This is a genomic window from Pseudoalteromonas sp. MMG022 (genome assembly GCF_021654245.1).
Classification (GTDB): Bacteria; Pseudomonadota; Gammaproteobacteria; order Enterobacterales; family Alteromonadaceae; genus Pseudoalteromonas; species Pseudoalteromonas amylolytica.
In genome coordinates this window covers 47030-73372 of record NZ_JAKFZQ010000023.1, presented here as the reverse complement: position 1 = coordinate 73372, position 26343 = coordinate 47030, and the positions used below count along the sequence as shown (strand labels likewise).

General features: G+C 43.3%; 21 protein-coding genes and 1 pseudogene. 15 read left to right on the top strand and 7 right to left on the bottom strand.

Annotation, left to right across the window (positions count from 1 at the left end):
- Positions 1–196: 196 nt before the first annotated feature.
- From L1070_RS17380 to L1070_RS17365, 4 genes and pseudogenes are all read left to right on the top strand, one after another.
- Positions 197–523: pseudogene (locus L1070_RS17380) on the top strand (transposase); the annotation flags it as partial.
- A gap of 239 nt (positions 524–762) precedes the next feature.
- Complete coding sequence (locus tag L1070_RS17375) at positions 763–999, top strand: type II toxin-antitoxin system Phd/YefM family antitoxin (RefSeq protein ID WP_237126513.1); 237 nt, start codon at positions 763–765, stop codon at positions 997–999.
- A 12-nt stretch (positions 1000–1011) separates the two neighbouring features.
- On the top strand, positions 1012–1344 hold the full coding sequence (locus L1070_RS17370) for a type II toxin-antitoxin system RelE/ParE family toxin (RefSeq protein WP_237126512.1): 333 nt from the start codon (positions 1012–1014) through the stop codon (positions 1342–1344).
- Between the two features lie 111 nt (positions 1345–1455).
- Positions 1456–1860 (top strand): hypothetical protein, encoded by a 405-nt coding sequence (locus L1070_RS17365; RefSeq protein WP_237126511.1) that lies wholly within the window; start codon positions 1456–1458, stop codon positions 1858–1860.
- A 94-nt stretch (positions 1861–1954) separates the two neighbouring features.
- On the opposite strand, the gene L1070_RS17360 is transcribed toward L1070_RS17365, so the two are convergent.
- From L1070_RS17360 to L1070_RS17350, 3 genes are all read right to left on the bottom strand, one after another.
- A complete protein-coding gene (locus L1070_RS17360) occupies positions 1955–2140 on the bottom strand; it encodes a hypothetical protein (protein ID WP_070987531.1) in 186 nt (61 codons plus the stop codon).
- 201 nt (positions 2141–2341) lie between these two features.
- Entirely contained in the window at positions 2342–2878 is a 537-nt protein-coding gene (locus L1070_RS17355) for a hypothetical protein (RefSeq protein ID WP_237126510.1), read from the bottom strand.
- A gap of 182 nt (positions 2879–3060) precedes the next feature.
- Positions 3061–3471, bottom strand: coding sequence for a hypothetical protein (locus L1070_RS17350; RefSeq protein WP_070987536.1), 411 nt, complete (start codon positions 3469–3471; stop codon positions 3061–3063).
- Between the two features lie 253 nt (positions 3472–3724).
- On the opposite strand from L1070_RS17350, the gene L1070_RS17345 reads away from it, so the two are divergent.
- Positions 3725–6259: an EAL domain-containing protein gene (locus L1070_RS17345; RefSeq protein ID WP_237126509.1), complete on the top strand. Its 2535-nt coding sequence runs from the start codon at positions 3725–3727 to the stop codon at positions 6257–6259.
- Between the two features lie 10 nt (positions 6260–6269).
- On the opposite strand, the gene L1070_RS17340 is transcribed toward L1070_RS17345, so the two are convergent.
- Both L1070_RS17340 and L1070_RS17335 read right to left on the bottom strand, forming a co-directional pair.
- Positions 6270–6911 carry a response regulator transcription factor gene (locus L1070_RS17340; protein WP_237126508.1) on the bottom strand — a complete coding sequence of 214 codons (642 nt, stop codon included), beginning with the start codon at positions 6909–6911 and terminating at the stop codon, positions 6270–6272.
- A complete protein-coding gene (locus tag L1070_RS17335) occupies positions 6904–8010 on the bottom strand; it encodes a histidine kinase (protein WP_237126507.1) in 1107 nt (368 codons plus the stop codon). Before L1070_RS17335 ends, L1070_RS17340 begins: the two co-directional genes overlap by 8 nt.
- A gap of 168 nt (positions 8011–8178) precedes the next feature.
- On the opposite strand from L1070_RS17335, the gene L1070_RS17330 reads away from it, so the two are divergent.
- Positions 8179–8919, top strand: coding sequence for a hypothetical protein (locus L1070_RS17330; RefSeq protein ID WP_070987544.1), 741 nt, complete (start codon positions 8179–8181; stop codon positions 8917–8919).
- Between the two features lie 49 nt (positions 8920–8968).
- On the opposite strand, the gene hemH is transcribed toward L1070_RS17330, so the two are convergent.
- Positions 8969–9988: a ferrochelatase gene (hemH, locus tag L1070_RS17325; protein WP_237126506.1), complete on the bottom strand. Its 1020-nt coding sequence runs from the start codon at positions 9986–9988 to the stop codon at positions 8969–8971.
- 334 nt (positions 9989–10322) lie between these two features.
- Between hemH and L1070_RS17320 the strand changes: the two genes are divergently transcribed.
- From L1070_RS17320 to L1070_RS17305, 4 genes are all read left to right on the top strand, one after another.
- Positions 10323–11873, top strand: coding sequence for a PAS domain-containing methyl-accepting chemotaxis protein (locus tag L1070_RS17320; RefSeq protein ID WP_237126505.1), 1551 nt, complete (start codon positions 10323–10325; stop codon positions 11871–11873).
- A 107-nt stretch (positions 11874–11980) separates the two neighbouring features.
- Positions 11981–12631, top strand: a complete 651-nt coding sequence (locus L1070_RS17315) for a TetR/AcrR family transcriptional regulator (protein WP_237126504.1) — start codon at positions 11981–11983, stop codon at positions 12629–12631.
- Position 12632: 1 nt separating this feature from the next.
- The gene (locus L1070_RS17310; RefSeq protein ID WP_237126503.1) at positions 12633–13976 is read left to right on the top strand and encodes a hypothetical protein; all 1344 of its coding nucleotides are present in this window, start codon (positions 12633–12635) and stop codon (positions 13974–13976) included.
- Entirely contained in the window at positions 13973–17089 is a 3117-nt protein-coding gene (locus tag L1070_RS17305) for an efflux RND transporter permease subunit (protein WP_237126502.1), read from the top strand. Before L1070_RS17310 ends, L1070_RS17305 begins: the two co-directional genes overlap by 4 nt.
- On the opposite strand, the gene L1070_RS17300 is transcribed toward L1070_RS17305, so the two are convergent.
- The gene (locus tag L1070_RS17300) at positions 17052–18395 is read right to left on the bottom strand and encodes an HD domain-containing phosphohydrolase (RefSeq protein ID WP_237126501.1); all 1344 of its coding nucleotides are present in this window, start codon (positions 18393–18395) and stop codon (positions 17052–17054) included. The two genes, L1070_RS17305 and L1070_RS17300, sit on opposite strands and share 38 nt — an antisense overlap.
- Positions 18396–18484: 89 nt before the next feature.
- On the opposite strand from L1070_RS17300, the gene L1070_RS17295 reads away from it, so the two are divergent.
- From L1070_RS17295 to L1070_RS17275, 5 genes are all read left to right on the top strand, one after another.
- Positions 18485–19609, top strand: a complete 1125-nt coding sequence (locus tag L1070_RS17295; RefSeq protein ID WP_237126500.1) for an HDOD domain-containing protein — start codon at positions 18485–18487, stop codon at positions 19607–19609.
- Positions 19610–19612: 3 nt separating this feature from the next.
- Complete coding sequence (locus L1070_RS17290; RefSeq protein ID WP_237126499.1) at positions 19613–20167, top strand: heme NO-binding domain-containing protein; 555 nt, start codon at positions 19613–19615, stop codon at positions 20165–20167.
- Complete coding sequence (locus tag L1070_RS17285) at positions 20160–21125, top strand: ATP-binding protein (RefSeq protein ID WP_237126498.1); 966 nt, start codon at positions 20160–20162, stop codon at positions 21123–21125. The genes L1070_RS17290 and L1070_RS17285 overlap by 8 nt, the downstream gene beginning before the upstream one ends.
- Before the next feature lie 567 nt (positions 21126–21692).
- Positions 21693–24815, top strand: a complete 3123-nt coding sequence (locus tag L1070_RS17280) for a glycosyl hydrolase family 18 protein (protein WP_237126497.1) — start codon at positions 21693–21695, stop codon at positions 24813–24815.
- A gap of 47 nt (positions 24816–24862) precedes the next feature.
- Positions 24863–26299, top strand: a complete 1437-nt coding sequence (locus tag L1070_RS17275) for a lytic polysaccharide monooxygenase (RefSeq protein ID WP_237126496.1) — start codon at positions 24863–24865, stop codon at positions 26297–26299.
- The last annotated feature ends 44 nt before the right edge of the window (positions 26300–26343 follow it).

The window sequence follows — 26343 nt, the reverse complement described above, 5'->3', positions numbered from 1 at the left end:
ATACCAAGGTCTTCAGCTAGCAATAAATTTTTGTTTTCAATTTGAATCATATAACCGACTTCTTCAAGGTTGTCAGGGGAATTTAGCGTGGAGGGAATTTAGCGTGGACACCCACCTCAATTTGCATGTTGGGGTGGTTTGTCTAAGCTTTTAACTCTTCAAAATCATTTCAAATTCTAAGTTCAAGGAGTGAACGATGGGATTAGCAAGGAAGCGGCAAATCAGTTTGTCGGATACTAGATATTATCATTGTGTTTCGCGGTGTGTTCGTCGTGCATTTTTGTGCGGAGAAGATCAGTTTACAGGTAAATCATACGAACATCGAAGAGGTTGGGTTGAACAGCGACTACAGTTTCTAGCGCAAGTATTTTGTATTGATGTGTGTGCGTATGCGGTAATGAGCAATCATACGCATGTTGTGCTGTATGTAGATGATAAAAAAGAACAAAGGTTGAGTGATAAAGCGGTATTGTTACGTTGGCATAAACTGTTCAAAGGCTCGATTCTTGGTCATAAATATCTGACCAATTAACGTGGACATATATGGATACTTACCCAAGTTACGCACTCGCTAAGCAGCTCACGCTACACCTCATCCCTTGAGCTTGAAATAAAACACACCGAACAAGCGCAAATTAAAGAGTAAAAATAATAGGTCTAAATTTGGTTCGATGATTGCAATCAAAACCTAATCGGTCTATATTTAGTTCACGGTCTAAATATAGACCGTCTAAGAGTGATTTATGAATGATGGAAAACACAATGAAACTAGCAACCATAAGCCAAATGAAGGCCAACGCAGCAAACTTGCCCGATGAGCTTGGTTTTAGCCCGCTGTTTGTAACGCAAAATGGCAAAGAATCATTAGTGGTACAAACACATGAGGCCTACCAGCATCAGCAAGAAAAAATGGCATTCATGACGCTGCTATTACAATCACGAAAAGACATTGAAGCGGGCAAGACAGCGCCCATCGATGACTTTTTAAGCTCACTTTAAAATAGGCAGATAATGAATAATGTAAATATCCAAATCACTGCACACGCGCAGAACCAAATCAAAGACGCAATTAAATGGCGTGAACACACCGAAGGTGTGGAAATTGCGAGGGACAAAATAAAGTCCACCATAGCTGATTTTATAACTCAGTTAGAAACATTCCCTGAATGCGGAAAGGCATGTTTATATTATGATGCACCCGAATTCAGAGAGCTAATCAAAGGCGACTACCGGTTTGTTTATGAAATACACCAAACAGGTAACAGGTTTGATATTTACATATTGATTTTTTGCCATGTAAAAATGGACTACCAAACGCTAATCAATCAGTTTAGTCAATTTTAATCATTAAAATTAACGCGGACATATGTGGTCACTCCGGCTGAGTCAACAGATTCAGCCTCGCGATAATAAATCGTGGACACCCACCCCAACATGCACTAAAAAGTATAGAGAATGAAATACCCACTAGCTTTATGTTTGTTCGGATGTAGCTTTTTAGTGAACTCTAATACTTTAAAAGAGCTAAATCACTGTGAACAGGAGCGAAATACAGGTGTATCAACAGTTTACTTAAACTGTTCAGGTGTAGAGGTCTTTTCTGAGCAGTGGTTGGACTCAAAACTAGATATAGCTTCGGCACTAACACATCTGCGTGAGATAAAAGCTCGACCTAGGGGTAAAGAAGTTCCAACAAAGGATAGTTTGTTAGTAAGTTTTCAATCTATTCATGGTATTGAGGGAATTCAAACATTTGTTGCTACTGAAAGTTCTATAACTGTCATATTTAATTCAGGGATACAAATTTATCAGCCTAAGCAAAGAGGCTGGCTGGAATTGACAATATCAACTTTAGAATAATAGGGAAAAAGGGGGGTACATTAATTCCAAACTTCCTTCCCTTTGATCTAGCCTAGCCAAGTACAGGTTTGTCTAAACTTTAAGTTACTCAAAATTATTTCTTATTTGACTTACTCTTTCTCATCATTCTGGATGCCAGAGCGCAGACAATATAGATTAACACCAACGAGTTACCCAAGATCAGCGATTCTTCATCGGTTACAAACATCCACAGCGCAGCCAGCACCGTAAACGCTATGGTGAAATGTGATACAAGAGGGTTAACCTTTTTATTTTTCATACTCGTATTCTGTTTATTTTACGACTACCTATTTGGTAATTATACAGAGATGCAATGGGAGTGCGAGGTACGAATGAAATTATATCTCGCACGGTAGTAGATCAAGGCTTTGAGTTATAAACGTTTTCTACTTAACCTCGGCTGTAGATAAGAGTGAGCAAAATGGCTCTATAGGGTGAAGTCATTTATACGCAGCAGACGTTACTTATGTTTATACTTCTCATTGGCTTTGAAAGCCTCTTTTTCATATGGCGCATCCGCATAGCCATATTTTGCCATATCGACCAAGTGCTTTTTAGAATACTCCAGAAGTGACGATGCCTTTTCTATTTGTTTAACATGAACAAATTCATGTGCAAGCTTAGGTGTATCCAAAATAAAACCCTTGCGAACATAAATAGAATAACCAAATACCTGGGCGTTGTTAGTTATTCCTTCACCAATAAAACCAATGCGTTCTCCCATTTCTTTTAGTACAGGGTTTTCGTATGGATAAGGCACACTATCAACGTAAACCATTCGTATCTTTTCGGGATGGCTTACACCAACCTCTTTAGCGATTTGCAGTTCAGCTTCATTTAACGGTGTGCCCGTTTTTTGTCCTTCTTTGTCTATCTGCTCTGCCCACTGAACATACTGTGGCAAGACTTGTAAAAATTCGGTCACATCGGGTGGGGTGGTGTTGGCTGATGTTGACATACTCAGTGTTAATAACAGTGGCGCGACTAGCTTCTTCATTTACTTCCTTCTTATATGAATGTGCGGCGCGTCAATATATAAGATTGTTAGCAAAAACAAAAGGCTGTTAACTGGGGGGGCTTCCAAATCAGGGGGAGAATGTGAGAAAAATGGCGATTCTAGCCATTAGATTGGGTAAACATTTTACAGCGGCAATATTTACCCAATCGTAATAATTAACATTATGTGCAGCGGAAGTTTACAGTAACAAAGTAAGGTGCCCCCATGCTGTGAAGCTTACCAGCACCCGCGACGGCGGCCACGGCAGCAACATCATCAACGTGCCCGTCTCCAATGATCCACAGCCACGACCCTGCTTCTGTTACAAACTCTGCGGTTGCGCGAGTTTTTAAGTAATCATGTTCTGGCAGTTCTCCCTTGTAATCAATGGTTTCATTCAACACAACCATATTACTTTGGCTTTGTTCACAGTAGTGCGTTGCTTGGCCTAGTGCTTCTTTTATACCTTCGCTTCTGTCAACAGATTTGATGACAACATAGTGTTGATTGTCGTTGCCTGGTCTAACATCATCATGATGAGCACAAGCACTGAGTAAGACTGTTGTGGTAATTGCAGTTAATAAGCTTTTCATGGGGTTTTCCTTAGCTGTTGGTGTGTGCGTTATTATTCAGAACACACCAAAAACTCTCCAGTAATAAACTGTAAGAAACTGCGCGAATGTATTGCATTCTTTTATTGAGTGTTAACACTCAACTTAAATAGACAATTTAAGCGTCAATCGCAGTTTTATTGATCCGGTTAAAAGTTGTCTGTAGTTTAGTTTGTTATTATTTGCTGTTTGCATTGGCTTTTCTTATTTAGGGCCAGTTAAGTAACGGGATTTTATGAACTTGTCGATCAGTCAATTTTACAGTTTACAAAGTAGCGCGCAGCGCTATCAATTTGTGCTTGATATGCTTAACCATCACTTGAACAGTACTCACTGTTTTATCGGTAAGTTTATAAATGGTGGAACGCAGGTTAAAACGCTACATTACTTACACAATGGTAAACGGGTAGACAATTTTGTGTATGACTTGAGCGATACGCCCTGTAAAGATGCTAAATGCAGCCAAGAGGTTTGTACGTTTGAGTATGATTTACAGCAACGCTACCCACAGGATACCTTGCTACAGACGCTCAACATCAACAGTTATATTGGCTTAACGCTGCGCGCGCCTGATCATCAGCCTGTCGGGATTTTGGTGTGTATGTTTGAACATCCCCAAGCTTTTAGCGAGCAAGAAAAAGCGTACTTTTCTGAGCTTGGCCATATTGTGGCTACCGAACTTAGCCATAACCAAGAAATGAATGCAAAGGAGCGATTACTCAAGCAATTAGCAACCGGAGAACGGATCGCAAAGCTGAGTTCATGGACTTGGTATATCAAACAAAATATACATTGCTTTAGCCACGAAATGCACAACTTGCTTAATACACAGACAGAGCAAGTATCACTTGAGCGCTTTTTGGCCTGCTTACAAGGCTCTGATCAACAAAGGTTACTAGAGCAAATGGAGCAAATCAGCAACGAGGAAATTGACTCTTTTGAGCTAGTGGTTACTCATAAAAGTGAAAATCAAAGTGATGGCTTGTTTCACATTGTGGCTGAGCTAGAAGCAAGTGACCGCCAGCAGCTAGAGCCTGTGATGCGCGCAACGGTACAAGATATCACCTACACCTGGGCTTTAAATAAACAGTTAGAATTAACCAATGTGGTTTTTGAAAATGCGTCAGAAGCTTTTATGATCACGGACCGACATAACAAGATAGTGATGGTAAACAAAGCCTTTGAAGCACAAACAGGCTATAGCGCCAATGAGCTATATGGAGAAGATCCCAGCATTTTGTCATCCGGTAAACAAAATAAGAAGTTCTATCAAAAAATGTGGCAGCAACTTGAGCAAACTGGCGTGTGGAAAGGTGAAATCTATAACCGCAGAAAAGATGGGCAGGTTTTTCCAGAAGAGCTGACATTAAATGCGGTTAAAGGAGAAGATGGTGAAATAACTAATTATGTGGCTATTTTTAGAGATATCACCGAATGGAAACGCAATGAAGCTCAGCTAACCTTTTATGCTAACCACGAAACGCTCACAGGTTTGCTCAATCGTCGCAGCTTTATGCAGACGCTTGAAAAGAGCGTACAACAACACAAAAGCCTGCAAGGCGGTTTATCATTATTGTTTATCGGCTTGGATAGATTCAAAGAAATCAACGATATATTTGGCCCTGAGGTGGGTGATCAGGTGTTGATTGCCGTTGCTGATAGGTTGCAAAGCACTTTAAAACGCAAGGATATGGCCGGTCGCTATGGTGGGGATGAGTTTGTGTTACTTTTACACAATCAAAGCCAACGTGACATGATGGCAAGTGCTGAGCATTTAAAGCATTTAATCAGCGAGCCTTACGTATTTGATGAGCTTACCATTGAGCTCAGTGCAAGTATTGGTGTTGCACATGCCTTGGCTGACGAAAACATCAATGGCACAGTGTTGGTTCGCAACGCAGCACATGCCTTGAGTACAGCTAAAAAACAAGGCAGAGGGCGCGTTGCATTACATAACGAAGCCATTCAAAACGCCTACATAAGTAAAATTAAGCTCAAAGATAAACTCAAGCACGCTTTAAAGCATGAATTACTCAGTGTTCACTACCAGCCAGTTGTAGATGTTAAAAGCGGTCAAACGGCCAAATTTGAAGCGCTGGTCCGCTGGCATGATGAAGAGCTCGGCTTTATTTCACCCGCTCGTTTTATTCCCATCGCCGAAGAGTTTGGTTTAATACATTTGGTTGGTCAGTATGTATTACAAACAAGTTGTCGTGATTTGGCGATGCTTCATCGTAGTGGGTTTGAGCACGTCGGATTCTCTATCAATCGTTCAATCAATGAGTTCAAAGCGAGTAATAATCAGTTAGTACACATTAGTGACGCGATACAAGAGTTTGCACTGCCTTTTGAATGCATCACCATTGAAGTCACAGAGTCTATGGCTGCCAATAGTTACACTTGGCAGGTATTGCAAGCATTGAGCGCTAAAGGTGTCAAAGTAGCTCTGGATGATTTTTGCACTGGTTACTCTTCTTTGAGTAACTTAATTGATAACCCAATTGACTACGTGAAAATAGATAAATCCTTTGTTGATAGCATGGTGGAAGACACCAGTAAACAGGTGATGATTAAATGCCTGATTGACTTGAGTTCGCAACTGGGGATCGGCGTGATAGCCGAAGGCGTTGAGCACCGGCAGCAGCAAAGTATGCTTGCTGAGTTTGGCTGTCACTTGATCCAAGGTTACTTCTATAGCCAAGCCATGCCGATAGCAAAATGCTTAGCGATGCTAGAGCATGAAGAGCAGGTCAACTCGAAGTTAGCTTAAGCGGTGTTTGCTATTTGAGTAAGCCCATTTCCAGCGTTTTTAAAATAGCTTGAGTGCGGTCTCGAACTTGTAGTTTGCTCAATATATTTGATACGTGATTGCGCACTGTTCCTTCGGCGTTAAACACCTTTGCGGCAATTTCTTTGTTTGATAGACCTGATACCATCAACGACAGGATCTGCTTTTCTTTACCTGTTAGTGACGGCAGTTCATAGGTTATATGTTGCTGTTTTGCTTTGATTAACTGCTGTGTCAGCTCGCTTTGCAACACTATTTCACCTTGCTGCACTCGTTTGATAGCCGCGACCAACTCTTCCAGCGATACATCTTTGAGTAGATAGCCTTTTGCACCCGCTGCCATACCACCTAGTAGCAGGTCATCTTCATTGAACGTCGTTAAAATCAAAAACTTCAAATCACTTTGCTGACTTTGAGGGGCGTTGAGTACATCGAGGCCCGATCCGTTTGGCATGCGCATATCGAGTAATACTACATCGGCATCTACCTGATTATTTTCTAGTTGCTGTAAAAATGTATCGCCACCATCAGCTTCACCCGTTACAACAATGTTTTCGCTAAGCTGTAACAAGGAGCGCATACCTTGTCTTATGAGGCATTGATCATCAACCAAGTGTACTTTTATGTTATTCATAGGGCACTCTAATAATTAAGGTAAATCCTTGTTTTGAATTAACTAAGCTAAGTTGTCCAGCAAGTAATGACACGCGCTCTTGCATGCCTTTTAGGCCGTTGCCGTACACAACATCGCCTTTAAAAACACCATCATCGGATATGCTCAACACTAACTCGGAACGCTCATGTTCTAGTTGAATCTTCATACAAGTTGCAGTTGGTGCGTGTTTGAGCGTATTGGTGATGGCTTCTTGTGTACATTTTAATAAGCATTGGGCTGTATCCAACTGAACTTTATCAAGGTGCTGCACTACCTCTAGTTGTATTTGGATCCTAGGGGTTTGTTGCGCCAATTTATGCAAACAGTCAGCTAGGTTAAAGCCAACATTGTCTCGTTTGTCACTCACGACTGAGCGTGTGGTTTGTAGCGCTTGTTTGGCTTGCTCATAACAGGCTTGTAGCTGTGGCTGCTGCTCCTCGTTAGAGGTTCGTCTGGCAATGTCTAAATTAATGATAAGAGATGTCAGCGCATGGCCCACATCATCATGTAAGTCTCTGGCGAGCTTCAGTCGCTCACTTTGCTCGGCTGCGGTGCTTAACAAAGATTGCGTGGCTTCGAGTTTGGCATTGGTTAAGGCCAATTGTTCTTTCGCGTGCCTTTCACTTTGCATGCGTTGTGTCACCACCAAGGCAAAAAAATGGAATGCTGTAAACATTGCTGCATCGGCCCACAGCCAACCCTGTTGCCAGTAAAGTGCATGACTGATTAAAAATATGCCATGGATAGTGAAAATATATCCGTAACACACAATGGCGGGTACGTAGAACACCAAAATAGAGCATAGCATCACACTGTAAATGAGTATGAGGTTGACTTCGCTAATAAAGAATAAACCACACAGAACAGCAATAAGGCACGCTAAAACGGCGTAGCGAATACGAAAACCAATGCGTGTTGACTCGTTCACAACAAACAGTGTGAAGAGCAAAAACAGTCCGTGAAGAACATACTCTAAGTAACTGACGGTCTGCCCAGAGGCGTGAAATAAACTGGGAAAGGCCACTGCCGCCCACGTAAGTAAAACGGTAAATAGCCATGTTGGCTGATACTTAAACATTGAACTCTATGCTTTTTTTACGTACATCATAGCGTCCATTTTTGCCACTTGCTAGTAGTTGTTATCGGGCCGTGACATTTGTCATAGCGATATCATGACATTCGTGACTGTGAACGTGCGCCGTACTTGCCTAATCTTTAGCACATGAATTGTTACTAAGGAAAAGCCATGGAATACATCCACAAATTTGCAGTATACACACATATCATTTTAGGCAGTTTTGCTTTGTTATTGTTTTGGGTGCCAGTGATAGCGAAAAAAGGCAGCTCGCTGCACAATCGTTTTGGGCGCTATTACAACTGGGCAATGTATGGCACGTCGATACTCGGTGTGCTGGCGTGTATTTTAGTACTCGTTGAGCCGCTGAGTGCAAAGCCAAAAGACTTTGCTAACATTCAGCAGCAGGTACAATACATTCAACAAAGTAGAATTTTCGCACTGTTTTTATTGATGTTGTCTTTGTTAGTACTGGCGTCTATCTATCATGGCGAGCGAGTGTTAAAAGCCAAAGGTAACCCCGATTTGTTGCGTACGCCTATGCATTTGTCACTACTGGCTTTATTACTGATTGTAGCCACACTTTCATTATTTATGGGCATAAAATTTTCGCAAACATTGTTGATGGTGTTTGCTGGGGTGTCATTGGTTGTTGGCACTAAGATGTTGCGATATGTTTTGCAATCGAGTATTGCTCCAAGAGCTTGGGTTATTGAGCATATGGGCGCCATGTTGGGGTCTGGTATTGGTGTATATACGGCTTTTTCAGCGGTGGGAGGGCGTCATGTATTTAGTTATATTTTGGGCGAGCAGGCCATCTTTTTAAGCTGGATCATGCCTTCTGTAATCGGTATCGTGGCGATAGCTTGGGGGCGAAAGTACTTCACTGCTAAGTTTAAAGTGGGCTGTTAATACAAATGTTTGTGGCACAGAACGATTTTTGAACTGTGCCACGCGATGTCTATAACAATGGTTTTATTACATCAAATAACGCATTGATATGGTCATCTCGGTCATTTAATGCTGCAATATATCGGTACTTTTCGCCACCTGCGTGTTCGAATATTTCACGGTTTTCTTCTTCAAGCTCTTCAAGTGTTTCTAAGCAATCAGCGCTAAAAGCGGGGCTAATGATGACAATGTCTTTGATACCTTGCTCAGGGTAGCTTGCAAGGGTGGCATCGGTATAGGGTTTTAGCCACTCAGCTTTACCAAACCGACTTTGAAAGGTTGTTTCAACCAAAGACTCATCTAGCCCCAGTTTTTGTACAACTAAGCGTGTGGTTTGTTGGCACAGGCAATGGTAGGGGTCACCATTGTCAAGAAACCTTTTCGGCATACCATGATATGAAAAAACCAGCTTCTGTGGCGTGCCATTGGCCGCTAGGTCTTGTGCAATAGAGTTTGCCAGTGCCTCGATGTAAAGAGGGTTTTTGTGATATCCATTGATAAAATGTAGTTCAGGCACCCAGCGCCACTTTTTCAGTACATTGGCTACAGCGTCGAAAGTAGACCCCGTAGTTGGGCTTGAATATTGGGGATACAGCGGTAATACGATGATACGCGTTAAGCCTTTGTCTCTTAGTGCTTCAAGCCCTGCTTCAATGGACGGGTTGCCATAACGCATCGCCATCACCACTTCAGTATTTTCAAAACCATTATCTTTAATGAGTTTGGCTAGTTTGTCAGTTTGCTGCTGTGAAATATGGACCAAAGGCGAGCCGTTTTCAGTCCAAATGCTTTGATATGCTTTGGCGGATTTTTTGGGTCTAACACGCAAAATGATGCCATGGAGGATCATTAACCATACGAGCCGTGGGATCTCGACAATACGCGGGTCGGATAAAAATTCAGCAAGATAGACGCGTAACGCTTTGGCCGTGGGGGCATCAGGACTGCCTAAATTGGTAACTAAAATACCGGTTTTGTGATTGAATCGCCCATCATGGGGGTTATCGGTAATCGCTGAAAAACGTGACACACACGGCTCCTATGAATTGCTGCTAGAAAATAATGGCGGGTGGACACATGGGTATTAGTCTTCACTCGCATCATGTTAAATAATTTTACAAGATTATCAGTACGTTCGTAACTGTAAACTGGATCTATCTGCTTGCAAATGTTGAGTTATGCTAAAATAGTGTGTGTTTACTGCGATTTTGCTATGAACTATTTCATAACTCTCATGCTTTTGCCTTATTTTTTAGGGTGTTGGACTAATTATATTTGCAAGGGGGCGAGCTGCGCAGTACCTTTCAAACCCATTTAAGCGTCGTGCGCGCAGCGCAGATAATTTGAGCATGTGAAGAGGGTATATGCGTCTCAATCAACCAGTAACACAACAGCAAAAACATTTTGCGCCAGATGTAAAACTAATTTCCGTGACTGATCTACAAGGACGAATTGTTGATTGTAATGACCATTTTGTCGCTGTAAGTGGCTTCACACGGGAAGAGTTAATTGGTCAGCCGCATAATATTGTTCGTCATCCGGATATGCCAGCTCAAGCTTTTGCTACCATGTGGGCGCAGCTAAAAGCTGGGAAACCTTGGATGGGGATAGTGAAAAACCGCTGTAAAAATGGTGATTTTTATTGGGTTGATGCCTATGTTACCCCAGTTACACAAAAAGGGAAAATTGTTGGGTATGAGTCAGTTAGACGTTGCCCAGACCAAGAAACTGTTGCTCGAGCGCAGACGCTATATGACAACCTAACGAGTCAAAAAAGTGCCCCATTCAAGTGGCCCAAGTTACGGATGATATGGCCTGTGCTAATGAGTATTGTTGGTATAGGGCTGTGGTGGTTTGTCTCGTCGAGCAGTGCGTTTTTTTGGGTGCTACTCAATAGTATTAGCCTGTGTGGTTACAATTTATGGCGTGATGGGGAGCAGTTAAAAAGGTTGGAACAGAGCTTGTCTCATAGCTTTTGTGATGATGTCGCTACCCAAATCTACTCGACTTGGGATGGTAAAATGGCCAGCATTCAAGTGCGCTTGTTGAGCGAACAGGCCCACTTAGACACCGTGATCACTCGTATAGAAGATGCCGCCAAACATGTTACCTCGGGAGCTAGACAAGCCTTGGGTCAAGCGGGTGATACTTATAAACAACTACAGAGCCAACAACTTGAGACCGAGCAGGTCGCCACGGCGATGAATGAAATGAGCACCACCATCAATGATGTTTCAGGGAATGTACAAATAAGCGCCGAACATGCACAAGGTGCTTTGTCGATGGCCGATGAAAGTGCACGTATCGGTGAGTTAACCAAACATGCAATTGAAGCCCTAGGCGAAACGGTGATGCAGATCCGTGACTCTGTTTTAGGTGTCTCTAAGCAAACCACACGCATTGCAGATGCTGCGCAAATAATTGAACAAATCGCTGAGCAAACCAACCTGTTGGCACTTAATGCAGCAATTGAAGCTGCAAGAGCGGGTGAGCAAGGTCGTGGCTTTGCGGTGGTTGCTGATGAAGTACGTCATTTAGCACAAAGAACCCAACAATCGACCCAAGAAATCCACACAATCATCAACGAGCTTAGTGACAGTACGCAACACGCCGTGAACATAGCCCAACAGGGCGAACAAGAATCCCTGTCTGGTATCGAGCAGCTTGCACAAAGCACTGATATGCTAGGTCAAATTCAGCAAGCTGTGCGTCAAATTCACGATATGTCGATGCAAATTGCGACCTCGGTAGAAGAACAAGCCGCCGTTTCTGATGATATCAATCAGCAGATTGTTAACATTGCGGGTTTAGCGAATGACAGTTTGGATAGCGCAGATTCAGTGAAACAAGTGAGCGGCGAGTTGAGTAATGTAGCCAGCGAAATGTATGAGTTGGTGGTACGTTTTCAACGTTAAATATTATGGCGATTAATCAAAATCTGCATAATGATTAATTATTTGTCTCGCATCTTCTAATTGAGTCGCTACTATTTAACCATGTGATTAAATAGTAGCGACACACCATGAACTCCCCCCAGTCTAAAAGAGTAGGACGCCCCACCAAGCATCATGATGAAGCACGTGATGCCTTGATAAAGGCTGCGACGGATAAATTTGTCAAAAAGCCATACGATAAAGTCAGTATTCGTGAATTAGCTGACTATGCTGGCGTTAACTCAGCTCTTATCAAATACTACTTCGAAAACAAAGAAGGCCTATACAAAGCCATGATCCTGGAGGTGACGGGGCGGGTGATGGCCAATATTCAAGCGCACTTGTCTGGTAATGAGTTTACTTCTATTAGCGAAGTTTTTCGCAGCTTCACACAAGTGATGAAACAGTCACCGGAATTTCCGCTGTTGATGCTAAAGGAAGTCATTCTCAATCAAGGGGTTTGCCGTGAGTTTTTTCTACAACAGATGGGCAACTCTCATGTGAAGGTGATTGACAGTGTTTACCGACACTTTGCTAAGCTTGGCAAGATAAAGCCCAATGTTGATCCACTGCTATTTCGTATCTCATTGATGAGTATGATGATTTACCCTTGGTATCTCAGAGAGCTAATGCACAAAATGGAAGGTGTTGAGTACGATGATGTATTTTTGTCAGCTTTAGTTGAGCATAACACGCTGCTGATGACGTCTGGATTATTTCAAAGTAGTGAGGAGCAGTAGTATGGCGAACAATGGCAAAAAGCGTTGGCTGATACTCTTGCCTTTGCTTGGTATCCTAGTGTTACTTGTATTAGTAAAACTAAAATCAGCGCCAAAACAAGTGTCTGATGGAGCGGTAGCACCAACGGTGACGGTGGGGGTTGCCAAAGCGCGTATGTTACAGCAAAGCATTGTTGGCTATGGTCGCGCTCAAGCCAAGAAAATATGGCGTGCTGTGTCTGAGGTTGAAGGCCGGGTGATATATAAACACCCTGATTTGGAAGTTGGCGCGTTATTAAAAGCCCACACTGTGGTGTTAAAGATAGACCCAGCCGATTATGAACTAAAACTAGCACAAGCTAAATATGATTTGAGTTCAGCACAAGCTCGTGCAGATATGATTGGGTTTAATCAGCAAAAGATGATGCAGTCATTGCGCTTGGAATCGGAACGTCTCGATATTTTAACCCAAGAGCTAAAGCGCAAAACTGAGCTACTAAAAAAAGGTTCAGTGTCGAAATCAGTGGTGGATCAGCAGCAAAGTCAGGTCTTTTCGCAACAACAAAAAGTACTGGAATTGAAAACCAGTGTGGACCTTATTCCTTCTGATTTGGCGGTTGCACAGGCAAGCGTGTTGGCACAGCAGGCTCGGGTTAAAGAAGCACAGCTGAAGCTCAGTAAAACAATCATCACTTTGCCACAGGATAGCCGCATAACACAGGTGAATATTGAGTTACAGCAGGTTGCCACACTACGTGCAACATTACTTGAAGCGCGTCATTTGGAGGTTGTGAAAGTGAACGCGCAATTTAACCATTCTCATGCTCGCGCTTTACTCAGTCGGGTTTGGCAAAATCAGCAGAACAAAGCTCAGGGTTTTCCAGATGTGCGCACGCTGCCGCTACAAGCAACGCTGTCGTACTACACTGGTGTCGCTGAAACTGAGGCAATACAGGCTGACTCCATCATACATTGGCCAGCCAAAGTGACGCGTATTACACAAGGGGGTGAAGCACATAGCAATAGTTTACAAATGACGCTAGAGACCACAAATCAGTGGCTGAACTTTGATCCAATTAAACAGCCGCCTTTACTAGAGGACATGTTTGTTGAAGTGAAGGTTGCCAGTCCATTAAACGCTTATCTGAGCGTGCCACTTTCAGCGCTTAGAGATACGCAAGTGTTTGTTGTTGAAGATGGTGTGTTACGTAAAAAGCCTGTGAAGGTGTTGTTTACCACCGAGCAATATGCTGCCATCGACAGCCAACTTCCAGGGACAGTACAAGTCGGTGAACAGGTATTATTATCGGATATTTTGCCCACCCTCGATGGTATGCAAGTGCGAGTTGTGGAGACATCCCCATGATTGCCTTTTTTGCTCGCCATCCTACAGCAGCTAACTTATTGATGTTGATGATTTGTATCGCGGGTTTGATTGCGCTGCCAGATCTTAAACGGGAGACCTTTCCTGAGTTTAGTCGCGACAAAGTAAAGGTAAGTGTGGTTTACCCAGGCGCAAGCCCTAGTGAAGTAGAACAAGCATTATGCGTTGTGATGGAAGAAGCGCTAGATAGTGTTAATGGCATCGCAACACAAAGTTGTGAATCACGAGAAGGTGTTGCGAATTTGACGGTTGAAGCGCAGGAGGGCGTAGCTGCAACGACATTGTTGCAAGATGTGAAGTCTCAGATTGATGCGATTGCTAGTTTTCCACAACAGATAGAAGCGCCTATAGTCCAAGAGTTAGGTCGTGATCAACATTTGATTTCACTGGTGGTGGGGGCGGAGTTGCCCCTGCACGAACTAAAGCGTTATGCACAGCAACTGAAAGACAAGTTAAAGCGCCAAACCAATATCGACATCGTAGATATTGAGGGGTTTTCGGACCAGCAGATCCAAGTTGAGCTGTCGTTATTTAAATTGCGTGAATATGGATTGTCGGCAAATGATTTGGTGGTTTTGCTGCAAAAGCAGAATATCAAGCTGCCGCTGGGAGAGATAAGCGAAGATGGTAAAACGATGGCGGTGCGCTTTGACCAACAGCGAGTAACCGCCCAAGACCTTGCGAGTTTGGTGATAAAAAGCCACAGTAATGGTGAACAAATCTATGTGCGTGATGTTGCTACCCTCAGTGAAAGTTTTGAACTGGACGAAGAGCAAGTGGTGTTTAATGGTCAGCGGGTTGCGTTATTGAAGATCAAAAAAGCAAAGCATCAGGATGCAATCACACTGGTTGATGAAGTCAGCCAGTTTGTTGAACAGCAGCAAAAGCTTGCCCCACAAGGCGTCACACTGACGCTGACACAAAATACGGCGCAAATTATAGAAGATAGGCTGACCATGTTGTTGGGCAATGGCTGGCAAGGTTTTGTATTGGTACTGGTGGTGATGTATTTGTTTTTCTCATTCAGATATTCCTTTTGGGTGTCTATGGGGTTACCAGTTTCGTTTTTAGGGGCTTTTGCATTGATGGCGCTGATGGGCGTCAGCATCAATATGATCTCTATGGTTGCCTTACTCATGTCGATTGGCATCTTGATGGACGATGCTATTGTGATAGCCGAGAGTATTGCTACTAAGGTTGAACAAGGCCAAGCGCTTGATGCTGATGTCATTAAAGGGGTGACACAAGTCGCGCCGGGGGTATTCTCATCTTTTTTGACGACAATAGCAGTATTTGTGGGGTTGGCGTTTATCAGTGGTGACATAGGCAAGGTATTAAAAGACATTCCGTTGGTTCTTATTGCTACTATTTTTGTCAGTATCATTGAGGCGTTCTTCATCTTGCCCAACCACTTACTGCATTCGCTGCGGCACAATCAACGCCAAGCGTCTTCCTCTTGGCGCTTCAAACAAAGCTTTACGCGTGCATTTGAGCAGTTCAGAGCAACGGCTTTGACAAAGTCGGTTCATTGGTGTGTGCAGCAACGTTATCTATTTATTGGTGCCGTATTACTGCTGTTTTTTACTTCAGTCGCTTTAATGGCTGGCGGCATTGTCAAGTTTAAAGCCTTTCCACAACTTGAGGGAGACACATTGGAAGTTCGTTTGTTGCTGCCGCCGGGCAGTACATTGTCTGATACTCAAGCGGTGGTAGCAAAGTACACTCAGGCATTGACTCGTGTTGATAATGAGCTGTCAAAGCTCGAAAGCAGCCCATTGGTTGAACATGTGACAGTGCAGTACAATCGTAATTCCGATGCTTATGAACAAGGAGAACATCTTGCAACCATACGGGTGGATTTACTGACAGCGCAGCAACGTCGTACCCAAATGACGCAGTTAATTGAGCTGTGGCGAGCACAGGTTAGCGACGTTTCTGGCTTAAGAGCGGTATCATTTAAAGAGCCGACACTTGGGCCTGCGGGACGCGCCATAGAAATAAGGCTACATGGCGAACAGCTCAGCGATTTAATGACTGCTTCTGAAACACTTAAGGCTCAGTTAGCCCAATATGTAGGTGTAACTAATGTGATGGATGACTTACGATTGGGTAAGCATGAATGGCGCGTTAGCTTGAAGCCGGGGGCGCTATCACTTGGTATTGATGGCAACGCGGTTGCGACACAATTGCGCAGTGCGTTGTTTGGTCAAATTGCCACCGAAGTACAACGAGATAATACCAGCATTGAGGTATATGTGCGCTTGCAAGAGCGTGATAAAAGCAGCGTTGATAGTTTATTGAACTACCCCATCACATTGAATACAGGCCAGCAGGTGCCGCTGGGAAACCTTGCACAACTAAGTCTTGAGCAAGATGTCACACGAGTAAACCGTGTAGATGGCCAACGTACAGTGACGATTACTGCAGATGTTGATGCGTTACTAGCCAATACCAATGAAGTCATCAGCCAGCTACAAAAACAGGCAATTACCCCTTTGCTGGCACAAAACCCGCAATTAAGCGTCGGTTATGAAGGTGAAATAAAAACGGGCACGCAAACAGGGCAGTCAATGGCTGGCAAGTTTTTATTGGGGTTGGTGGCTGTATTTGTGATCTTGAGTTTCCAATTTCGCAGTTATTTTGAGCCGATTATGGTCATGTTGGCTATACCTTTGGCTTTGATTGGTGTGGTGTGGGGGCACTTTTTGCTCGGTTTTGACTTATCTATGCCCAGTATGATCGGCTTCATCTCTTTGGCGGGAATCGTAGTGAATGATTCAATTTTGCTGGTCGCCTTCATAAAAGATCATGAAAGTGATGGTCTGAGCTTGGAAAAAGCCGCTGTGATGGCTGCAAAAGCACGATTTAGAGCCATATTTATTACCTCTGCCACCACCATAGCGGGCACTTTACCGTTGCTGCTTGAAACCAGTTTACAAGCACAGGTTGTGCAGCCTCTGGTAGTGAGTATGGTGTTTGGCATGGCGCTGTCTACTTTATTGATTGTATTTGTTTTACCGTCGATATACGTGCTGTTGGAAGATTTTAATTTAACCTCTAAGCATCATTTGCACGATGGCTTATCATCAACCTAAAGGGGGTGGGTTTGTGATGCTCCAGTTGTTTTAGTTTTGCAATAGAAACTTTGGTAAACACATGCCCCTTTGGTAGCAGCATGATCCCCTGGTGGTTGTGTACGGGAAGACCCAATATCATACCTGGTTGAAGTTGTTCACTATTTAGGATCTGCATTGAGCCCGCTTGTTCATTTTGCCGCTTATGTAGCTGTCTTGCACAAGCCTCTAGCGCAGATACGATGCGCGGGTTATAAAGGTGTTCGCTAAATGCTTTTATGTGGGACAGTGCGTCTAGCTGCTTTTCATCATCAGGCTTTTGGTTTAATGCCATGTATTGCCAGTAGTCTCTGGCTACGGCAAGAATTTGCGCGCAGATTGGAATTGCATTGTGCTTAAGTCCTTTGGGTATGCCTTCACCATTGTATTTTTCATATTGATGAAAAATAGCTTCGGTTACGTCATTCAAGTGTTGTGCAGGCATAAGCATAAGCTGTGCGGTGGCAGGATGGGTGTAGTAAAGCTTTTTTTGTTGATCTGTTAATTGACTGGTTGGCACCTTGTACAGCGCAGGATCCATCGCAAGCAATCCAACTTGCGCTAAAAACCCTGCCATCCCCGCAGTTTCTATTTTTTCTCCGTTCAGCTTTAGGTGTTTGGCGATTAAGCGACAGGTTTTTGCGATATTACTTGCCAGTTTGCCATCTATATACGGGTTGGCGTTGATAAAGTTATAAAGTAGCTCAACCGTCGCTTGGTGTTCATGTTGCTCATGTTTATGTTTTACTTCGAGCTTTTTGAGCACCTGTTTGATTTGCTGTGTGCGTTTTTCTACCAGTTGCTCAAGAGAATGGTTTAACTCATTGAGCTGTTTATTTTGCTCAAGCACATGTGCTTGTAAAATAGAATTATGTTTGGTTAAGCGGTATTTATCTATCGCTTGTTTAACGGCATGAACTAAGTGATCATTTTCCCACGGTTTGTTCATATAGGCGTGGATTTTGGCTTTATTTATGGCACCTATAGTGGCTTCTATATCCGCATAACCAGTTAGCAGCATACGTTGTGAATCCGGTGATGTGCTCATCGCCTTGGTTAAAAATTCCAGCCCATCCATGTTTGGCATTCTCATGTCGCTTATCACGACGTCAAACTCCTGATTCTGCATTGCAGCCAATGCGTCTTCACCTGAAGTAAACGTAGTCGTTTGTATTTTATGATGATTTAGCAAGCGCGATAGAGCTCGTAGTACGCTTGGTTCATCGTCCAAAAGCAGTACATGTGCTGGGCGTTTTTCAAGTTGACTGAGCTTTTCAATATCTTGCATAAAAAACAGGAGATTACAAAAATATGTATGTAAATAAATTTAGACTAAGCTGTCTATATACACAATTTCCCATGGCAGGATAAGGTTGCATGACGGAGCAGACGATAAATATTTTGCTGGTAGATGACGATGAATTGGTGCTCAAAGCGCTGTCTCGTTCATTAAGCCGCCTGTATGAACATGCAGTTATTGTCAGTTTGCAACACAGCGAAGAGTTTGAACGGTGTCTTCATGAACAGGGAGAGCCCGACATTATTTTTTGTGAAGTACAACTGGGGGCGGTCTCAGGCCTAGATGTATTGTCGCGCGCGAAGGTGCTATGCCCATGTGCGATTAGATGTTTATTGAGTGGTGATCTTCAGGAAGAATACCGTTTTCAGGTGAATGATACGATTCATTTCCATTTGGTTAAGCCATTCACTCACACCCATCTGCAACAAGTCATCACCAATACTTTGATCCTTAAGAGTCTACCCTTATCTCAGCTCACGAGAGTCAAGCTTGGACAGATAGCCGGATTACCTTGTCTAACGGCAAGCATATCAGGGTTGATGGAAGCATTGCAGCATGGCTCTCCCGATATTAATGAGTTGGTTGAACTGCTAAATCATGACCCAGCATTGGTGGGTAAGCTGCTACAAATCGCAAACTCTGCGTTTATGGGATATCAAACACATACGGCGGATGTAAAAGAAGCGATTGTGAGAATTGGCTTGGTTGCGTTGAAGGCTTTGGTTACCTGCTATGAGATGTCACAATTATTTATTAATCGTTTGAAACAAGCCCAAATTGAAGCATTGATTGATGAAGCGTTGGAAAAGGCATTAATGGTGAAGTCGCTTACACGCTATTTGAAACAAAGTAGCGACAAACAGCAAAACGCTTTCGCTTGCTGTTTGTTAAGCGCTGTTGGGGTCTTGACCAAAGAGTGTGTGTTACCAAGGCATGCATCTAACTCAGTTTCTAGCTATGCATTGGCTGCCTATTTACTTGCGCTGTGGGGGTTTGATGAGTCTTTGGTTCGCGCTCAATTGGTTAATGATTTACCCCCCGAACCTTATGTCTCATTGACTTTACTTCATGCAATATCAGAGCAAGTGACGCAAAAAAAAGCATTTGATCTTACTCCTGAGCTTTATTCACGACTACAAGTGTGTGCGCAGTATGATGCTGTAAAGGCATGGTATCAGGAGAGAGAGCATAAGGTTGAGTGAATCATGAAAGGGATTATTTTTAGAGGGTTAGAAGAGCTGGTTGTAACATCACACGATATTGCAGTGTGGGAAAAGTTACTGGAAAAACATGCACCGGCAGACAGAGTTTATGTGTCTGCAAAAAATTACCCAGATGAAGAACTTTTTGCTTTAGCGCAAGAGGTTGCAATTGTTGTAGATAAACCTCTACCGGACGTATTGAGAACGTTCGGGGAGTTTTTATTTACTTATTTAACGCACAAACATCGCGAGATATTAGATCAGTTTGACGGTTTTAGTTCGTTAATAATGAGTATTGATACGGTCATTCATGCTGAAGTTGCCAAGCTATATCATGAACCTAATTTGCCAGAAATTCGCTGTGAAAGAATAGATGATAGCCATATTCTGATGTTTTACTGCTCTAAGAGGAAACTATGTTTTTGTGCTGAGGGGCTCATTAACGGCGCTGCTCAATACTACCAAATTAATGTGAATATTGAGCATCAAAAGTGTATGCATCAAGGCGCCGCCGAATGTACTTTGCTGCTTAGTTTCGGGGAAAAAAAACATGGTTAAATCAACCGATGAATACTACCGAGCTTATCTAAGAGAGAAGCAAGCTAGGGATGAACTGGAGCATATTCTTGAGCAAAAAACCAGAGAGTTGTACCAATCAAACAAAGCATTAGAAGAGAAGGTTACACAGTTACAGAGTCAGCAAGCAGTGCTCATGCAGACTGAGAAAATGGCGACTTTGGGCACACTATCAGCAGGGGTAGCCCATGAAATTAATAATCCTTTAGCTTATGCGATGAGTAACCTAGAAAGCTTGAATTATGTAAAGCCTGTAATTGCTGAACTGTTAGTGATCGCAAAAAATGTTTTAGATGAAAAACTTAGTCCTGAAGAACTGCACATAGCGTTGCATCGGCTAAATCAACAGCGGTCATTTGACTTTTTGCTAGGGGATATTGATGAATTGCTAGATGATGCGCAAGAGGGGCTTAAAAGAATAGGCGCAATTGTTAAAAATTTACTGAGTTTTGCTAGACCGAAAAACAACTTGTTGGCGATGGCGGATATTGGCGAGTCTTTGGAAGGTGCGATCAAGCTGTTACATAATCAACTTAAAAACACCCACCTTATATGTAACATACAACCTATACCACTAAGCTACTGCAATTTAGCGGCTCTCAATCAGGTGTTTGTCAACTTACTGTTGAATGCACAACAAGCGTGTGAAGGGAGTGTGCAAAAGGCGGAAATAGTGGTGGAGTTATTCTGTGAACAAGACAGCATTTATCTGAGCGTTGCAGATAATGGCTGCGGTATGAGTGAACAAACCAAAGAACATATTTTTGAACCCTTTTTTACGACCAAACCTGTGGGTCAAGGAACTGGTATGGGGATGGCTATTGTCTATGGCATAATTACTGAGCATCAAGGGGTTATTATGATAGAGAGTGCACAGGGGAGTGGCAGTAAAATTGTTTGTAAGCTGCCTGTTTTAACGGAGCCCTTAAATAACATTTAAACATACACCGCCTAGAACAATTGTATCATCGCCATACTTCCCACCAGCGAAGACTTAGAACAGCAACACAGCTTCATTCTATAGCTCTAAAGTGTATATAAAAATAGGTTTAAATAACTAAAAAGTATAGATATTTACAAGTCATGTTGACGTTAACGTTAACGCAATCTTGTGTGAGGTTATATTTATTTATAGCAAAAGTGATCTTCTTATATTTTTTAGGAATATATAAATTCCTGCTAATTTGGATTGGTTTTTTTTCGAGTTAGCTATAAAAATAATTTTTCATATGACAATTTAGTTTCACAACCTTTTGTTTTTATATATTAAATTTTTAATCGTCCATGATTTCAATATGAATCCATTTCATGTAATTGCTGAAAAGAATGGGATGATCTTTGTTTAGTTTTTGTGCCATATTTATACGAATATATTACTACTCTTCATCTATGTAGCTTGTCTTGAAGGATGAAAAGTGAGCAAAACGTGATTGACGCTCCTAATTTATGTGTTAGCTTTAATGTTAATTTGTTAAACAAAAGTTACATGTAAAGGTCGGAGATAATCATGAGTTCACAAAAATTACTCAAGTCGGCACTCAAACTGAGTGCCTTAACTTTAGGATTAATGGGGGCGCAATCATACGCGTATGATTGCGCCGGTGTCCCAATATGGCAGCCAGGTATGACGTCAACGGCGGGCAACGTTGTACAGCAAAATGATGTGGCATATGAGGCAAAGTGGTGGACTCAAGCTGAGCCAGAAACTCATTCTGGTCCATGGCAAGAGTGGAAAAATTTGGGCTCTTGTGACAGCGTTGTCATTAATAAAGATCCAAAAATCAACCAGTTAAGCCCGGTGGATGGTTCTGAGTTTAATGTGAATGACAGCGTTGCCATTACCGCAAATGCAACCGACGAAGACGGTACAGTGAGCAAGGTTGACTTTTACGTTAATGGTTCTCTGATCTTGACGGACACGTCAGGTACAAATGACAATTTTGAAGCAGCATGGACGGCGGTCGAAGGTACCCACACCATCTCCGTGAAAGCAACTGACAATGAAGGTGCTGTATCCAGTATGCTTAGTCACCAAGTCATTGTTAAAAGTGATACGCCTGTTAATAAAGCGCCTGTCGCTGTGCTGGATTTGGTGAATCTACCGCCGAAAGTAACTGTTGGCTCTAGCGTTAAGTTTGCACTTTCAGGTACTGACGAAGATGGCTCGGTAACAAAACTGAGCTTTGCGGTTGATGGTACCGAGGTCGTTGCAACAAATGGTGCAGCAACCGAGCACACTTGGGTTGCAACTGAGTTGGGGCAAGTAACTTTTACCCTAACCGTGACAGACAACGAAGGGGCAACGGGGCAGATCAGCAAACAGATTAACGTTGTGAGCGAGAACCCTGGCACTGATGATTGTAAACCGGCTGGTCTTTATCAAACACCTGGTGTGAATACGCCTTACTGTACTGTTTACGACCAAAATGGTCGCGAAATTATGGGACAGGACCACCCGCGTCGTGTCATTGGTTATTTCACCAGTTGGAGAAATGGTGCAAACGGCCAGCCGAGTTATCTGGTTAAAGATATTCCGTGGGACAAGATTACTCACATCAACTACGCATTCGCGCATGTTGATGCAAACAACAAAGTTTCAATTGGCGATCCGAATGCTGCGGGCAATCCAGCGACCAATATGGAATGGCCAGGGGTAGCGGGCGCTGAAATGGACCCTAGCTTGCCTTATAAAGGTCACTTCAATCTACTCAACAAATATAAAAAACAACACCCAGATGTAAAAACGCTTATCTCAGTAGGTGGTTGGGCTGAAACTGGTGGCTACTTTGGACCTGATGGCACGCGTGTAAACAGCGGAGGTTTTTACACTATGACCACCAATGCTGATGGCTCAATCAACCACGCAGGTATTGACGCATTTGCTAAAAGCGCCGTTGAATTCATCAAGAAGTATGGTTTTGATGGGGTAGACATAGATTATGAATATCCATCATCAATGGATGACTCTGGCCACCCTGATGACTTCCCAATTTCAAATGCTCGTCGCGGTGGTCTAAACGCTTCATATAAGGTGCTTATGGAGCGCTTACGTGAAGAGTTAGACAAAGCGGGTGAGCAAGATGGCCAGCATTACATGTTGACCATTGCATCACCGTCTTCTGGTTATCTACTACGTGGTATGGAAACATTCCAGTCGGTTAAGTATCTGGATTATGTGAACATTATGTCTTATGACTTACACGGTGCTTGGAACTCTCATGTTGGTCACAATGCTGCGTTATTTGACACCGGTGAAGACTCAGAGCTTAAGCAATGGGACGTATATGGCACACCTGAGTTTGAAGGTATTGGCTATCTCAACACCGACTGGGCTGTACGTTACTTCAGAGGCTCAATCTCAGCGGGTCGAATCAACATTGGTATTCCGTACTACACACGCGGTTTCCAAAATGTACAAGGTGGTACGAATGGCCTTTGGGGACAAGCCGCACTAGCTGACCAAGCAGATTGCCCACCGGGAACAGGTAAAGGTGACAAGAACAAATGTGGTAACGGTGCGGTTGGTATTGATAACTTATGGCACGATAAGAACGATGTAGGGCTTGAAGTACCTGCAGGTTCAAACCCACTTTGGCATGCTAAAAACTTACAGCAAGGCATCACTCCAAGTTACCTTGCTGACTATGGGCTAGACCCAGAAAATGACCCTACGGATAAATTAACAGGCACCTATACCCGTCACTACGACTCCGTAGCGGTTGCACCTTGGTTGTGGAATGATCAGAAAAAAGTGTTTATCTCAATTGAAGATGAAGAATCTATGGCGACCAAAGTTGATTATGTTATCAACAATGGTCTTGGTGGAATCATGTTCTGGGAGCTTGCGGGGGACTTTGACTATGATGCTGCAAGCGGTGAATACTTCATGGGTTCAAGCATGACTAAACTTGCTTATGACAAGTTTAATCAAAGCGGTGCACCGTACAATGTTCATCAAGGCAATGAGAACTTCCAACTACCAGAAAAATCGGTTGATGTGAGCTTTGAAGCTAAAGACTTCCCATTGGGTGATGCTAACTATCCGATTAGCCCAACCTTCGCGTTTACCAATAACTCACAAATTGATTTAACGGGCGCTAAAATCTCGTTTGATGTGCCAGTGGCAACATCGGCCATCTTTAAATCAAACTGGAATGCGACTGAAAAGCTTGGTATGGCAGTTGAAGTTAATGGTTCGAATGCCGCGGGTAATAACATTGGTGGCTTTGAAAACGAGTTCCACCGCTTCTCAATCACTTTAAAAAATGAGTGGGGCGGCACGCCAAAATCATTCGCGCCGGGCGAAACTGTTAACGCACAAGTAATGTATTACATGCCAATTACCGGACCTATCAACTTTGTCGTAGAGAAAGATGGTAAGCAGTTTGCCTTTAAGTACGAGTATCCACAATTGCCTGAAGCTGTTCCAGGTGATGATGGCGGCGACCCTGTAACTGAGTGTGAAGGTACACCCATCGCAGACATCGTTGTGTATCCAACGCTACCACAAGGCACACACGCCGCACAGGGGGATTTAGTGCGCCAAGGTGACGTTATCTACAAAGCCAAATGGTGGACCAATCAGGCCCCACAAGGCAGCAGTGACTATCAAGTGGCTTGTAGCCTATAACAATTGGATGGGCAGCAATATGCTGCCCATTTATGGAGAACACAACAATGAACAGCAAGTTATTTAAAACCCCTTTGCTGGTTGCAAGTATCAGCACAGTGTTTATGAGCGCCATTAGTTTCAAAGTTAATGCCCATGGTTTTATGGATTTTCCTAAAGCGAGGCAGTCAATTTGTGAAGCACAAGGTGGCTATTGGTGGCCTGAAGATGGCTCAAATATTCCTAATTTGGCATGTCGAGCAGCATTCCTAGAGTCTGGCTATGTACAGTTTATTCAAGAGCATGAATTTTCAGTAAATACCGCGAATTATAACGACCAGAGTGCTGTCGAAGCCAATGTGCCCAACGGTCGATTGTGCGCAGGAGGAGACGACCAAAAACGAGGCATGGATTTGCCCTCAGCACATTGGCAAAGCACTGAAATTATGCCGAACGTTAATGGTGAAGTGGCTATCAGGTTTAGGGCTACAACGCCACACAACCCGAGTTTTTGGAAGTTCTACCTAACCAAGGCTGACTTTGATAGAGCGTCAGACACGGTGCGCTGGGAAGACTTAGAGCTTATCACCGAACTGGGCAATGTAGATTTTGTTAAAGACCCAGACGGTAAGCGCTTTTACGAGATGAAGGTTAACATTCCACAAGACCGCGTCGGTGAAGCTGTTTTGTATACACGCTGGCAACGCATTGATGTGGTGGGTGAAGGATTTTACAACTGTAGTGACGTGACCATCGTGCGTGACACAGGACCTATCCAATGGAGTAGTGCCGGTTATTTTGTTTCTCAAGGACAGCAAGCGCAGGTGGGTGATACGGCATGGGCGCGGGTATTCGATGAAACAGGTAAAGAGCTGGTAAGCACCTCACTGAAAATCACCGATTTTAATCATGGAAACTGGGCAGAGCAGTTAGCACAGATGCTTAATCTTGATCATGCTAGCATTATGAAAGTAGGGGTTAAAAACAGTGATGGTGAGATTGTTTTTGACGCACAAAACTTACTTTCTAATGAAGTGTTTGTGAGCAACTCAAGTTATACCTACAACCTCACTTTGCAATCTGCACCGGACAATACCCCGCCGCAAATCCATCAGCCAGAGCCTTTGGTGATGGATGAACTATCGAGTGCGACGCTACATGTACATGCCTTCGATGACGAGCAGCAAACCTTGACTTATCAGTGGCAAGTTCCTCAACAACTAAACTGGACAGGCTCAGGCGCAACGATTGAGCTGACGGCTCCTGAGGTGTCAGCCGACAGTGAATTTGCCATCACGGTAACGGTCTCTGATGGACAGTTGAGTACATCGGCGCAGGTGCCTGTGACGGTGAAAAATGTCGACCAACCAGACTATCCCGCTTGGCGCAGTGGTGCAACTTATGTGGGTGGTGACAAAGTATCTCACAACGGCAAAAACTATCAGGCAAAGTGGTGGACCAGAGGAGAAGAGCCTGGGACCGCACTGGTTTGGCTAGCACTATAACGAGGTTACATACCGCCACAGGTAAGTGGCGGTGAATGATAAAA